This is a genomic window from Marinobacter sediminum (assembly GCF_016820575.1).
Lineage (GTDB): Bacteria > Pseudomonadota > Gammaproteobacteria > Pseudomonadales > Oleiphilaceae > Marinobacter > Marinobacter sediminum.
The window spans coordinates 984,924-997,873 of record NZ_JAEMQH010000001.1 but is presented as its reverse complement, the minus strand read 5'-3'; the positions used below and the strand labels follow the sequence as shown (position 1 = coordinate 997,873).

Below are 12,950 nucleotides of genomic sequence, written 5' to 3'. Positions count from 1 at the left end.
ATCAGGTGAGACTGGTGAGCAATCGGGGTTTTTCCACCACGAAGCCCTGAGCGTAATCGACGCCCAGCTCAGTCAGCATATCGAGGATGTCGCGGGATTCAACCTGAGAGGCAATCACTTCCCGCTTCATGTAGTGAGCCATTTCTACCATGGACTTAACCATGGCGCGGTCGGTTTCACTGGTGCTGAGCTGACTGGTGAACGAACCGTCGATCTTGATCAGATCCACCGGCAATGACCGCATAAACTGGAACGAGCTGGGACCGCTACCAAAATTACCCAGGCAAAAGCGACACCCCAGTTCCTTCATTTCCAGCATGAAATCAGCAAAGGCCTCAACGTCGTTGATGGCAGAAGCTTCGGTCAGCTCGAACCATAGCCGCTCAATCGGCGCGTCTTTCTCACTCAGTTTTTCGTAGATGAACTCCAGCAAGGACTGGTCGTTCAGGGAATGCCCAGACAGGTTGATACAGATGCCGCCCATATGACGCGGATCCGGAGCCCGCTCGCGTAACCAGTCCAGCATGTGGCCGACCACCCAGCGATCCACTGCCTGCATACGATCATAGCGTTCCGCCATCCGCACGAAATCCCGGCCGGTGATCAGGTTCCCGGTGTCGTCGTACATACTGATCAACACTTCATACTGGGGCGCCATGGCAGCCTGGGCGTGCAACGGAATGATTTTCTGGCAGCGCAACAGCATACGCTCTTCGTTGAGATCGCTGAGCCCCGCCACCTTGGCGGCGATCTGTTCCTGGCGCGACTGGTCGTCCGGGTCCAGAGTGTATTCGCTGACCTTTCCATGGCCGTCTTGTTTGGCTGCCGCCAAGGCCTGCTCGGAGGCCCGCAACCAGCGCTCGGCGCTGACCAGACCCGGCAACTCCGCAACGACCCCGGCACTGGCCGACAGCCGGTAGGTCCGGCCATCAAACTCAAACTTTGCCGCTTCCACCGATTTTATAAGATCGCGGCCAGTCTGCTGGGCATGCTCCGCCGGCACCAGCAGGGCAAATTCAGTCCCGCCCAGACGCGCCAGCGGCATACCGTCTTCCACCGCGCGGCTGAGCAGTTCGGCAACCTGCTTCAGGGTTGCGTCGCCGGCCTGATAGCCGGCGGTATCGTTGAGCAAGCGGAACCGGCGCAAGTCCAGGCGCACCAGCGTGCGCTCGTCTTCGCGGCGGGCCAGCTGCTGCTCCAGCATGCGCTCGAACTCGCGACGTCCCAACAGCCCAGTCAGCTCATCGTGGGTAGAGGCCCAGGACAACTGATCGTAGACCTTGCGAACCATACGATCGATGCTTTCATCCACCAGCGGCCGTTCGTACTGGTTGTCCGGCACGATAATGCCCTTGCGCATGTGGCGGGCCAAAGCCTCAAGCTCCAGCTCCACCACCCGCATACCCTGATGATTCACAAACACGAACCGGCTAAACCCGCGGGCAATCCACACCAGGCGAATGTACTGAGGCTCATCGGGGTTATCCTGATCCCGCAACCAATCCCCTGTCCGCAATTTCTGAGCCCGGTTGATCCAGCGCTGCAGGCTGCGTTGTTCACGCTCCGACAGTACCTTGTCGGTTTTCTGCTCGGGCTGCGCCGGCGGCACCTCAACCAGATCTGGCGCCTTTTCCGGGCTGCGCACCAAAAATTGCTTCAGCTCATCACGGATCTGCGACGACGGCATGTGATTGCTGGAAATTGACGACAGACCGTCCTGAATCACCCGCAGTAACTCTGGCAGGTTCAAGGTGCTGTCCGGATCGGCAGAAAACGACAACAGCGAATCGATCACAGCCAGGTAATCGTGCCAAAGCGGACTGTCCGGACCCTGGCGGATCCAGGTCAGCGACAGCAGGTCGCGCCAGCCGCCATCCAGCAGGCTCAGCACGGCCTTCGGCACCTTGCGTCCGCCAAGCTTTGCATCCAGCACCTGGGCAACCGCCTGCTTGGATTCCGCCACTTTCTGCGCGCCTTCGGCGGCGGCAGCTACCCGCTCAACATTGCGTCGGTACACCAGGTTCTGGCGATCAATGAGGGAATCGAGCTCCTGAACAGTCTGCTCGAACACCCCGGTGTCCTGTTCGAACTCGGTGGCAATGCGCTGGATCAACTCATCGACCTTACGTTGTACCACAGGATTGATGCGCCCGCCCTTGGTTCCGAGCTGTGCCAGCCGGTTCATCACGCCCCGCACTGGGCTGTCGAGATCATCAAAAAAGGCCGGATCGCGCATCACCACCTTGAGCACCGGCACTTCCAACTGCCGGATACGCTCCTGGGCATATTGGCTCAGCTTCGGGCTTTCCACCACCGACCGGAAAAACCGGTCGACCACATCCAGGGTGCCCTGCTGCTGCTCGTCCAGCTTGCCATCGCCACTGGCACGAACCTTCTCCACCACCCGTTCCTTGAGAGTAATTTCAGCAGCGGAGGCATCTATCGCCGCCACCTGAAGCTGCTGCAGCTCCTGCTGCAACTCGCCACTGGACAACGGCCGGGCGTTCACCGGGAAGGGGACGGGCTCCGGATCCCCGCGGGCGATCCGGCTGGCGGTAAGCGTGGTCAGCAAATTGCGGACCGTAGCAAAGGCGGTTTGTGCCGCTTGGGCGTAGCCTCGGAATTCACCATCGGAGCCATTTGCCCGGTTGCGGGCGCTTTTTGGACTTGCCTGCCGGGTGTCTTTCCCAGCTGGCCGGGCCTTTTCCTGTTCCTGAACGGCGGGCTGCGGCTTAACCTTAGCGGCCGGCGTCGGGCCGGACTCAGTCTGGGTGGCGGACTGATCGCTCAGATATTTGCTCAGATCCAGGTCCGGCAACACACCGTGACGAATCAGGATGTTGTTGAGTTCCTGGTACAGCGGCCCCAATTGCGTAAGTACGGTCTGTTCAAAAACCTTCAGGCAGACTTTCTCGACCTCACGGGACGCCTTCAGCTGGCTCAACCCGCCGTGAAAAGCCTCGCAGACCAGGGACGGCCCCAGTGGATTGTGGTGGCCGGTACTATTGGCTATGCCGAGCTTGTCGAGTCGCAGTTTCAGCTGCAGCAGGTCGCTACGAAACTGGGTGTCGGCCTTGGTCACCATCACCCGGATGGTCAGCCAGTCTTCGAACTCGCCTTTGTCCACCACCGACAGTTCGGAGCCCGGAAAACCTTTAGGCGCCGGTTTCAGCGGCGATTCCAGAGTACGCGCCATCTGGTGCCAGATCACCCGCTGACGCCCCTGGAGCTGGCCCGAGGCATCCATGAATTCGTTGGCCTGCTGGTCGTTGGGCGCGCGCTGAGCGGCTTGTTTCAGGCCCTCGACCATCTTGCCAAAACAGTCGTCCATCAAGGGTTCGATAAACTGGATAACGGCCTTGGCGGACTGGTGCAGGACATACTGGACCCGGTCATTAGGCGCCTTCAGCGTGGCGCGATCCTGATCCCGGGAGCCACCCCACTGCTGCAACATGGCGTTAACAGCCTCGGGCGCAGAGCGGGTGAAGTGAACGCCCATGGCGCCATCAATGCGCCGGACAATACTGACATGCAACTCGTGGCGGCTCCGACCGTCCAGGCTCCGGAAACGGACCACCAACTCGGCGGGATCACCTTGGGCCAGGGCACGGTCGAGTTTGCGGGACGTTTCGGCGGAATAGCGGACAAACAGACCTTCGGCACAGAAGTCCGCGATCTGGCATGGCCAGGCTTCGCCCTTACCCAGGTCTATCTGGGCAGCCAGCTTGATGGGCTTACGAGGGCTACTGCGACGTTCTCTCGGATCCATTAACTACCTGATCATTCGTAAAACCAGAACGAGAGAGCAATTGCTTCCGCCCCATCTGGCCTTCGTCCCTGGAAACGATGGCAATTGCCACCTGCTGCTACCTGCTAATATCGAAACCATGTCTGTAATATACCGGCCTGGTTCCAACCGGCTACCGTTACCAATATAACATCCTGATCCATGAAACAGCTTAGTCAGATCTACTTCCTATTGCTACTTATAGCCGGAGTTTCCGGTTGTTCCAGTATTGGCTATTACAGTCAGGCGGTGTCGGGCCACGTTTCACTGATGATGGCGGGCGAACCGGTCGACCAGCTGATCGCCCGTGATACCACGTCCGCGGAGCTGAAAGCGAAGCTGGAGACCAGCCAACAGGCCCGGCAATTTGCCCGCAACACCCTGAGTCTGCCCACCGGTGACGCCTATTCCGAGTACGTCGCGCTTGATCGCCCCTGGGTCGTGGTCAATCTGGTCGCTGTACCGGAATTCTCACTCGAACCACACCGCTGGTGCTATCTGGTCCTCGGATGCCAGGCCTATCGGGGCTATTTCAGCCTGGACGACGCCAAGAGGGAGCAAGCCAAATTTAACGACGACCAGTTCGACACCTTCATTGGCGGGGTGACCGCCTATTCAACCCTGGGCTGGTTCGACGATCCCCTGCATTCCGGCTTCACCAATCTGAGCGACGGCCGGATGGTGGCGCTGATCTTCCATGAACTGGCGCACCAGGTGCTGTACGTCAGTGGCGACACCACCTTCAATGAAAGCTTTGCCAATGCGGTGGAGCTGGAAGGCCTGAAACTCTGGTCCAGGCAAAACGACAATCCCGAGGTGTTCGAACGCGCCCGGGAACGCCTGCAGCAACGGGAACAGACCCTGAGTCTGGTCCGGGCAACCAGCCAGCAGCTCGAAGCCTTGTACCAGCAGCAAGGGCAGATGCCGGTGGCGGCCCTGCGCCAACGCAAAGATGAGCTGTTATCCGAACTGGCACAGGCCTACCTGCGCTTATCGGAACAGTGGCAGCAAACCGGCCCATTCGGTGCCAACCCAACGAGCCTAAACAATGCCAACCTGGCACTGTTCCGGCAGTACAACCAGTACGTGCCGGGATTCCGTCAACTGCTGCTAGAGCTAGATCATAATTTCCCGGCCTTTTACCGGGCCGTCGAGGACTTGTCCGAGCGCCCTCGCAGCGAGCGCCATCAGACCCTTGAGGCGCTGTCAGAGCGGTTTAACGAAGACCTTTGACTTGCGCTGGGCGTTGTAGGACGCCAGCTTGGGGCCTGGCAGCGCCTGTACCGACGAGATCTGAAAGCCCCGCTCCCGGAACCAGTGTTCGGTCTGCGTGGTCAGCACAAACAGGTTCTGGATACCCTGCGCCTTTGCCAGCTTTTCAACCATGGCCAGGATATCGTCGCCACGGCCGGCCCGGCGGTAGGACGGATTCACCGCGAAGCAGGACAGTTCCCCGGCTTGCTCTTCCGGATAATAGTACAGGGCCGCACAGCCAACGATGGTGCCGTCCCGCTCCGCAACGACAAACCGATCGATCTCGGTTTCCAGCATTTCCCGGGACCGGCGTACCAGTACCCCCTGCTCTTCCAGGGGCTGGATCAGCTCCAGGATGCCGCCGATGTCTTCAACCCGGGCCTGCCGGATCTGTTCGTAATTATCGCCGCTGACCAGCGTGCCCGAACCGTCCCGGGTGAACATTTCTTCCAACAGGGCCCCGTCGTTCACGTAGCTGATGATATGGGCCCGCCGAACGCCTTTAACACAGGCGTCGCAGGCGGCCCGCAATAGCGCCGCGTCGTGACCGGTCACGGCACCAACGGACAGGCGCTCCGAGGCCTGCCGGGCGGAGAGTTCACGAATCAGGCTACCGTCTTCTTCCAGCAAGCCCTCGTCGTCGATGAACACCAGCAGCTTTTCAGCCTGCAAGGCCGCCGCCACCTGGCTGCCAACATCTTCGTAGGACAGGTTGAAGGCATCGCCGGTGGGCGAATACCCCATGGGCGGCAGCAGCACGATGTGCCCCAACTCCAGCAGTTTTTCGATTCCGGCCACGTCCACCCGACGGACCCGTCCGGTGTAACCGAAATCGATACCGTCGAGCACGCCCACCGGGCGGGCCGCGACGTAGTTGCCGCTGCTGACCCGAATTCGGGCGTTGTGCATTGGGGAATTCACCAACCCCATGGACAGCTGGCTTTCCAGAAATGCGCGCAGACCACCAATGGCTTCCATCACCATCGGCAGCTGCTGTTCCGGGGTGATTCGCAGGCCCTGGGCGAACGAGGACTCGGCACCGGCACCGTCCAGACGGGTCTGGATTTGCGGGCGGGCACCAAACGCCACCACCAACCGCACCCCAAGACTGCTCAACAGGGCAATGTCGTGGATGATGTTGATGAAGTTGCCATGTTCAATGGCATCTCCGGGGATGGTCAACACCACCGTACGGCCGCGATGAGCGTTAATATAGGGGGATGAGTGGCGGAATCCGTGCAGCCAGTCGTTCGATTTCAACCCGGTCTCCAAGTCAGTCGTTACAGGCTTCTTACAAGCAGAATTGTCTGATCAGCCCTTTCAGGATCCGAATCGTCGGTTCCAGCTGGGCCAGCTCAATGTACTCATCGGGCTGATGGGCCTGATCAATGGAGCCAGGCCCCATGACCAGGGTTTCCAGACCCAGTTTTTGTAGCCAGGGTGCCTCAGTGGCAAAGGCCACCGCGTGGGCGGTGTGCCCGGTCAGCTTTTCACAGGCCTTTACCAGGGCGGCGTCGGCGGGCGTTTCAAAGGGCGGTACGCCGTCGAACAGCGGTTCGAATTCCATGCTCAGCTCCCGGCGCTCAGCCACCGGCCGAACCTTGCTGAGAATGTCCTGACGCAGGCTCTCCATGTCCATGCCCGGCAGTGGCCGCAGATCGAAATGCAGCTCGCACTGGGCACAGATGCGGTTAGGATTATCGCCACCGTGAATGCAGCCGAGATTCAGGGTTGGCACCTGAACCTCAAAGTTCGGGTTGCGGTACTGTTCCTGCCACTGACCGCGCAGGGTTAACAGCTCCGACAGGGCTTCGTGCATCCCTTCCAGGGCATTGCGACCGAGCGCCGGATTCGAGGAATGGCCAGACTGGCCCTCGAACTTCAGGCGCTCCATCATAATGCCCTTGTGCATCCGCACCGGCTTCAGGCTGGTGGGCTCGCCAATGACCGCGTAACGGGCCTTGGGCTTGCCGGCCTCGGCGAGCGCCCGGGCCCCGTTCATGGAGCTTTCCTCATCGGCGGTCGCCAACAGAATAAGGGGCTCCTTCAGTGGCGAACCAGCAAACTCCCGAGCGGCTTCGATAGCCAGGGCAAAAAAGCCTTTCATGTCACAGGTGCCTAGACCGTACCAGCGGTTATCCCGCTCGGTCAGGGTAAACGGATCGCTGGTCCAACGCTGGTCGTCGTAGGGCACTGTGTCGGTATGACCGGACAGCACCAACCCTCCTGAGCCACTGCCCAAGGTGGCAATCAGGTTGAACTTGCCGGGCATGCCCGGCACTTCCAGAATTTCGACAGCAAAGCCCAGCGGCTCCAGCCACTCGGCCAGGATCCGAACCACCGCTTCGTTGCTGTGATCCCACTTGGCCGAAGCACTGCTTATCGAAGGCAGGGAGATCAAACGCGTCAACATGTCCTTGACGCCCGGCACCGACGCAACATTCACTCCAGACTGCGACATACACTCCCCTCGAACCCGATCCGGGTCACTGTTTGCGACCGCGACGCCACACCTCAAAACCGGTAATGGCACGCGCCAGCATTGGATAGGCTACTTCACCGCCGGCCACGACCCGAGCAACTTCAAGCTCGCGCTCGCTGACGCTGACCAGCCGACCTTCAACCACGTTGTCATTGGACAGAGTGACGCGAACCTGGCGCCCTATCCACTGACTGGCATTCTCAACCGAAGCAGCATACCACCCCTGCACCTCCGGGTTCTCCTGCTGTTCAGCGGGTTCAGCAGCACCCGGATCCGGCTCCGCGAGCACCGATTCGGCTTCACGCAGGAACACATCGGGCACTGTGGCGCCATTGTACGCCACGGTCCAGCCGGCACCCTCAGGCTCTTCGCCCACGGGCACAATCGGGATGCCAAGGGCGGGCGCTTTCGGCTGCACGGCCACCGTGATTTCACCGCCTTCCAGCAGCCATTGCCGATACAGCGCCAGCAGTTGCCGGCTGGCGTTCAAGCCCCGCGCTTCGAGGCCCTGCTTAAAGGCGGCCAGAGTCTGGTCGGCCCACGCCGATGGCTCCAGCCCCGCCTCACGGGCGCAGTAGGCAGCTATCCGGCGCATCAAGCCACCGTCGCGCAGGGTCACGGTCATGGCCTCGGTGGTGCTGTCGAACACACGCTCGGGATCGACGACGTCAATTCGAGCATCGGGCCACTTCAGCTCCAGGCTTCCGGTGCCCGCGGTATTGAGCTCGGCAAAGACACCGCCGGCGTGTTGCCGAATCAGGATTTCGCCGCCCAGTGCGGTGATACCCATTCGCATCAGGTCACCGCTGCCCAGCTGCTGACGGGGATCCGGCGCGCAGGACAGGGTCATCAACGTGGGCTCGCCACTGCCGTTCTGACCCTCGGCGGTGACCCAGTTGCGGAACATGGTGGCCTCAAGCACCAGCCCCAGCCCGTCGGCCTGCAGCGTCCAACTGGCTGGCAGCGTGCCCGGGTCCATCAGGGCCGATACCAGGTCCAAAGGCGATCCGGCATCGAACTCAAGACGGCCAAACTCCAGGGGGCGGGTCAATCGGAAGTCCTGCCAGCTGCTGCCAGACAAAACCACACGGCCGTCAACGCCGGAACTGATGGTTCCACGCTCGATCACGCCGTAAGACTCCAGAGCAGACCGGGCCTCGGCCAGACGCTGGTCGGTTAACCACCAGACCCCGGCCTTGAACACCACAAAGCCGCCCAGGCCGAGCACAACCAGCAGTTTCAGCAGGCGCTTCATCCACAGACTCCTCGTACCAGGCGTTTAATTGCGGGAAATCAGGGTGCCGACACCCTCGTCGGTAAAGATCTCCAGCAGACAGGCGTGAGCCACCCGGCCGTCAATGATGTGCGAAGTCCGAACCCCGTTCTCGACCGCGTTCAGGGCGCAGCGAATCTTGGGTAGCATGCCGCCATGAATGGTGCCGTCTTCAATCAGGTCATTGACCTGCTGGGCGGTCAGGCCAGTCAGCACCTTGTCTTCCTTGCTCTTGAGTCCGGACACGTTGGTGAGCAGAATCAGTTTCTCAGCCTTCATGGCTTCAGCAACCTTACCGGCCACCAGATCGGCGTTGATGTTGTAGGAGGCACCATCCGGTCCGACGCCGATGGGCGCAATCACCGGGATCACGTTGCTGCGGGTCAGCATGTCGATGACATCAACATTGACGCTGGCCACCTCGCCAACGTGACCGATGTCGATGATTTCAGGACGCACCAGCTCCGGTGAGCGGTCCACCACTTCCAGTTTGCGCGCTCGGATCAGGTTGGCATCCTTACCGGTAAGGCCAACTGCGGTGCCACCCTGGGCGTTGATCAGCGAGACAATTTCCTTGTTCACCTGGCCACCGAGCACCATCTCGACCACGTCCATGGTTTCGGAATCGGTCACCCGCATGCCATTTACGAACCGCGACTTGATGTTCAGGCGTTCCAGCAGCTCACCGATCTGGGGGCCGCCGCCGTGCACCACGATGGGGTTGATCCCAACCAGCTTCATCAGCACCACGTCCCGGGCGAAGCTGCTTTTCAGGTCTTCGTTTTCCATGGCGTTGCCGCCGTATTTGATCACCACGGTCTTACCGGTAAACCGCTGAATATACGGCAGGCCCCGGCTCAGAACCGAAGCCACCTGCATTGCTGTTTCACGATCCAACGCCATCTTGTTGCCTTCTAATTACGTGGTTAAAAACGTTCGATAAACAGCGGTCAGAAGTCCGCTGCGATATCCGGAGCTGCTTTCTGCAACTGCTCCCGGAAGATACCCTTGATCCGCTCCAGGCCCTCATCAGTTTCGGCCTCGAAGCGCAGCACCAGAACCGGCGTGGTGTTGGACGCCCGGCACAGCCCCCAGCCGTCGGCGTAATCCACGCGGATGCCGTCGATGGTGCTGATATTGCCGTCACCAAACTGTCCGTCCTGGGCCAGCCGCTCCATGATCCCGAATTTACTGCTCTCGGTCACTTCAACATTAAGCTCCGGCGTGCTGACGTCTTCGGGGAAGTCCGCGAACACCTCGTCGCTGTGGCGGTCTTCGATGCCGAGGATTTCCAGCAGGCGGGCGGCGGCATACAGGCCATCGTCAAAGCCGTACCAGCGTTCGCCAAAGAAAATATGCCCACTCATTTCACCAGCCAACTGGGCGCCGGTCTCTTTCATCTTGGCCTTCATCAGCGAATGGCCGGTTTTCCACATGATCGGCCGCCCGCCGGCTTCTGAAATGACTCCGGCCACGCGCCGGCTGCATTTGACGTCGTAGAGCACGTCGGCGCCTGGGTTGCGTGAGACCACGTCGCGGGCAAACAACATGAGCAAGCGGTCCGGCCAGATGATCTTGCCGGTGTTGGTGACCACGCCCAGGCGGTCACCATCGCCATCAAATGCGAGGCCAATATCAGCCTTCTCTTCCTTCACCCGGGCAATCAAATCGACCAGGTTTTCCGGTTTTCCTGGATCCGGGTGGTGGTTGGGGAAATCGCCATCCACTTCGCAGTACAGCGGCACCACTTCACAGCCCAGTTCTTCAACCAGCATCGGTGCCAGCTCTCCGGCAATGCCATTGCCGGCATCCACCACCACCTTCAGCGGCGCGGCCACGGCGATATCGCCAACGATGCGATCCAGGTAGGCCCGACGGACATCTTCCGACGACTGGCCACCCTGACCACTGGCAAAATCAGCAGTCTGGGTTCGCTGGTACAGTTTCTGGATGGCATCCCCGGACAGGGTTTCGCCGCCCAGCATGATCTTCAGGCCATTGTAATTGGCCGGGTTGTGGCTGCCGGTCACCATCACCCCGGAGCCGGTCTGTAGCTCCTGGGTGGCAAAATAAAGCACCGGTGTGGGCACAGCGCCGACATGAATCACATCACAACCGGTGGCCATGACACCACGGGCCAGGGCATTGGCCAGTTCAGGGCTGGAATGACGGCCGTCATAGCCAATGCACAGGGCGCCGATGCCCCGCTCCACGGCCTCGGAACCGATCGCCTGGCCGATCAGCTGGACCGCATCAGCGGACAGGGTCTCGCCAACGATGCCGCGAATGTCGTAGGCCCGGAAAATGTCGGGGGACAATGCCACCGCCGGCTCCGGAGCTTCTTCCAAAACCAGTCCATCATCGCCCTGCAGCATGTCCTCGCCACCGCCAAAGCCGAGGACGTCCTCATCGCCATCAAGCATGTCGATATCGGGCATGTCCTTGTCCTCGAACAGAGGCTCGTCGTCGCCGGCCGCTGCGGGCTGCTTGCTACCGGGCGACTTTTTCGGCCGCGCCAATTCAAGGGCCTTGACCACCCGTTTGTCCACCACCTGGGATAGCCGGGCCAGAACCTCGCCGGTGGACGCCACCATGTCCCACTGGAGCGGCGGCAGCTTGGCCCGGTCGCCCCCAAACACTTTATGCGCCCACTGAATAAGTGCGGTCACGTCCCGGCGGATACTCTGCTGCGCACGGCTGAGCAGAACCCACACCAGAATCGCCGCCAACAAGATCGGCGCCCCGACCAGGATGGCGATCATGACGATGTCCACCGGCGCAGTTGGCGCCTTGGCGGGGGTATAGGCGACGGACCAGTCGGGGTTCGCCAGTGACCGGGTTTCTGCCGCTCCAGAGCCACTGCCCTGGCTGACAATCGCGCGCGTGGTGCCGGCCACGGTTTGGGTCAGCTCCAGCTTGCCACCCAGATCGTCGTTAACCACCTGCAGCAGCGGCTGCAAGCGAGCAGCATCAAAGATCACCAGCAGGCTGCCAATCACCGCATTGCTGACCGGGTTGCGCACCGGCGTTGCCATCTGGACCAGCCAGCGGTTGTCGCGGGGAAACGCATCCGGGTGCAGTGGCTGGCCGTTTTCCGCCCGCCGCAACAGTTCAAGACCGGCGAACCCGAGCGCGCCCCGTTCGTTGGCGGTGCGGGGAATCTGCTTGTACGGAAACAGATGCACACCCTGAATGCCGGGCAGTGCATTGGTCAGGCTCTGCTCGGTGGCCACGATAGTGCTGGGTTCAGACACCGCAGCAATAACGTCCGGGCGGGCGGCCAGACCGTTCACGCTGGCCTGCATCAATGCCAGATACTGGTTCATCCGCAGCGCTGCCGACTCGGCCTCAACCGCCTTTTCCACATCGAAGCGCTCGATTGCGGCTGGCTGGACAACCAGGAAATGAACCAGCACCGCAGCCAGTAACCCGGCCAGCACCACCACGATTGCCTGACTGGCGGCCACCGAATTCAGCTTTTTGAGCTGCGATCCCGCGGCTGCTTTCTTGTCGGTCTTGGCTGCCTTCTTGGCGGGCTTTTCATCAACGGAAGCGTCGTCAGTTTTTTTCTTACCCAGCTTCATAATCCGTCCTGCTGTTGTATTTTTTATCCTGAACTCGCACGTTGCGCTCAGTATAGACGCCGGCCTGGGGTTGTGCGTGGCTGGGCCGCGACTCAGCGCGTGCCAGTCGAACCAAAGCCACCCTCACCGCGGTCGCTGGCATCGAATTCTGACACCACTTCAAAATCCGCCTGCACCACCGGGACCAGAACCAGCTGGGCAATCCGCTCTCCCACCTCAACGGTGAAGGTGGTCTGGCCGCGGTTCCAGCAGGACACCATGAGCTCACCCTGGTAATCGGAGTCAATCAGGCCGACCAAATTGCCCAGCACGATGCCGTGCTTATGACCGAGTCCGCTGCGCGGAAGAATCATCGCTGCAAGGGCCGGGTCCCCGATATGAATCGACAGCCCGGTTTTGATCAGGTGGGTCTGGCCCGGCTCGAGGGTCAGGGGTTGGTCAAGGCAGGCCCGGAGGTCCAGACCGGCGGAGCCGTCGGTCGCGTATTCCGGAAATGCGATCTGGTTGCCAATACGCTCATCCAGTATCCGCACCTGAAGTTTTTTCGTGGTCATAATCGTCCTATTACTG

The 12,950-nt window shown here is 60.8% G+C and carries 8 protein-coding genes; 1 reads left to right on the top strand and 7 read right to left on the bottom strand.

Translation table 11 applies throughout. The features are described from left to right. Window position 1: 1 nt before the first annotated feature. Window positions 2–3,769, bottom strand: a complete 3,768-nt coding sequence (locus tag FGO67_RS04400) for a DUF1631 family protein (protein WP_203299481.1) — start codon at window positions 3,767–3,769, stop codon at window positions 2–4. A gap of 180 nt (window positions 3,770–3,949) precedes the next feature. Here FGO67_RS04400 and FGO67_RS04395 point away from each other — a divergent pair, with 180 nt between their 5' ends. Further along, window positions 3,950–5,020: an aminopeptidase gene (locus tag FGO67_RS04395; protein ID WP_203299480.1), complete on the top strand. Its 1,071-nt coding sequence runs from the start codon at window positions 3,950–3,952 to the stop codon at window positions 5,018–5,020. Here FGO67_RS04395 and argA read toward each other — a convergent pair. From argA to dut, 6 genes are all read right to left on the bottom strand, one after another. Next, on the bottom strand, window positions 4,994–6,301 hold the full coding sequence (argA, locus tag FGO67_RS04390) for an amino-acid N-acetyltransferase (protein ID WP_203299479.1): 1,308 nt from the start codon (window positions 6,299–6,301) through the stop codon (window positions 4,994–4,996). The genes FGO67_RS04395 and argA overlap by 27 nt on opposite strands. 31 nt (window positions 6,302–6,332) lie before the next feature. Next, the gene (gene argE, locus FGO67_RS04385) at window positions 6,333–7,502 is read right to left on the bottom strand and encodes an acetylornithine deacetylase (RefSeq protein ID WP_203299478.1); all 1,170 of its coding nucleotides are present in this window, start codon (window positions 7,500–7,502) and stop codon (window positions 6,333–6,335) included. A 25-nt stretch (window positions 7,503–7,527) separates the two neighbouring features. Then, window positions 7,528–8,778 (bottom strand): acetylornithine deacetylase, encoded by a 1,251-nt coding sequence (locus FGO67_RS04380; protein WP_203299477.1) that lies wholly within the window; start codon window positions 8,776–8,778, stop codon window positions 7,528–7,530. Window positions 8,779–8,802: 24 nt separating this feature from the next. Further along, window positions 8,803–9,699 (bottom strand): acetylglutamate kinase, encoded by an 897-nt coding sequence (gene argB / locus FGO67_RS04375; RefSeq protein ID WP_203299476.1) that lies wholly within the window; start codon window positions 9,697–9,699, stop codon window positions 8,803–8,805. A gap of 47 nt (window positions 9,700–9,746) precedes the next feature. Beyond that, window positions 9,747–12,380, bottom strand: a complete 2,634-nt coding sequence (locus FGO67_RS17175; RefSeq protein WP_203299475.1) for a phosphomannomutase/phosphoglucomutase — start codon at window positions 12,378–12,380, stop codon at window positions 9,747–9,749. Between the two features lie 92 nt (window positions 12,381–12,472). Beyond that, window positions 12,473–12,934, bottom strand: coding sequence for a dUTP diphosphatase (gene dut / locus FGO67_RS04365; RefSeq protein WP_203299474.1), 462 nt, complete (start codon window positions 12,932–12,934; stop codon window positions 12,473–12,475). Window positions 12,935–12,950: the final 16 nt, after the last annotated feature.

Coding starts and splice junctions, on each gene's coding strand:
- argE (WP_203299478.1), bottom strand. CDS start 7,502: ATGTCGCAGTCTGGAGTGAATGTTGCGTCGGTGCCGGGCGTCAAGGAC.
- dut (WP_203299474.1), bottom strand. CDS start 12,934: ATGACCACGAAAAAACTTCAGGTGCGGATACTGGATGAGCGTATTGGC.
- FGO67_RS04400 (WP_203299481.1), bottom strand. CDS start 3,769: ATGGATCCGAGAGAACGTCGCAGTAGCCCTCGTAAGCCCATCAAGCTG.
- FGO67_RS04380 (WP_203299477.1), bottom strand. CDS start 8,778: ATGAAGCGCCTGCTGAAACTGCTGGTTGTGCTCGGCCTGGGCGGCTTT.
- FGO67_RS17175 (WP_203299475.1), bottom strand. CDS start 12,380: ATGAAGCTGGGTAAGAAAAAAACTGACGACGCTTCCGTTGATGAAAAG.
- argB (WP_203299476.1), bottom strand. CDS start 9,699: ATGGCGTTGGATCGTGAAACAGCAATGCAGGTGGCTTCGGTTCTGAGC.
- FGO67_RS04395 (WP_203299480.1), top strand. CDS start 3,950: ATGAAACAGCTTAGTCAGATCTACTTCCTATTGCTACTTATAGCCGGA.